Source organism: Flavobacterium bomense, from assembly GCF_003970355.1.
In genome coordinates this window covers 1-1,002 of record NZ_RYDJ01000308.1, presented here as the reverse complement: position 1 = coordinate 1,002, position 1,002 = coordinate 1, and the positions used below count along the sequence as shown (strand labels likewise).

1 protein-coding gene is annotated in these 1,002 nt (G+C 36.0%); it reads left to right on the top strand.

All coding sequences use genetic code 11. The features are described from left to right. Nucleotides 1-1,002: carbohydrate binding family 9 domain-containing protein (locus EKL98_RS17510; protein WP_148104491.1), on the top strand; the 1,002-nt coding region annotated here is incomplete at both ends.

Below are 1,002 nucleotides of genomic sequence, written 5' to 3'. Positions count from 1 at the left end.
GAAAACATTACTATAGATGGCAAAATAAATGAAGAGATATGGAAAACAGCGCCAATTGCCACTGATTTTATAATGTTTGAGCCTGATAACGGCAAGCCAATTAGCGAAAGTAAAAAAACAGAGGTTAAAGTTCTGTATGATAATAATGCAGTTTATGTTTTGGCCGTTTTATACGATGACGAACCCAATAAAATTTCTCGTGAATTAACCAATAGAGATGAGTTTGGTGTTGCTGATGTTTTTTCGGTTTCAATCAACGGAAATAATGACGGACAACAAGATTTTCGATTTTTTGTAAGTGCAGCTGGAGTTCAAATGGATTGTTTGGCTACAGAAGGAGGTGAAGATTTTAATTGGGATGCGATTTGGGATAGCGAAGTAAAAATAACCGATTTTGGCTGGGTAGTCGAAATGAACATCCCATATGCCGCGCTTCGTTTTTCAACAGAGATCAAACAAACCTGGGGTATCAATTTTAAGCGAGATATTTTACGTGGTGCGATAGATCAAAGTTATACTTGGAATTTTGTGGACACCAAAATAGGTGCTGTGATTGTTCAAGCGGGGATTTTAGAGGGAATCGAGAACATAAAAACACCAACACGTCTCTTCTTTATTCCTTATTCATCTGCTTATTATCAGAAAGATGATTTTGCCTCGGATAGTACTTTTAAAGTTGGAATGGATATTAAATACGGCATTAATGACGCCTTTACGCTAGATGCTATATTAGTGCCCGATTTTGGTCAAACAAAATTTGATAAAGCCATTCTTAATCTAGAGCCGTTCGAACAACAATTTGATGAAAATAGATCCTTTTTTACTGAAGCGACCGATTTGTTTTCTAAGGGAAACCTGTTTTATTCCAGAAGAATTGGTGGGAGTCCCATAAAAGACATTTATACTCTTCAGGATGAATTAGCAGCAAATGAAGAAATCATAAATTTTCCCAGCACTGTCGATTTAATAAATGCTGTGAAAATTTCAGGTCGAACAGAAAAA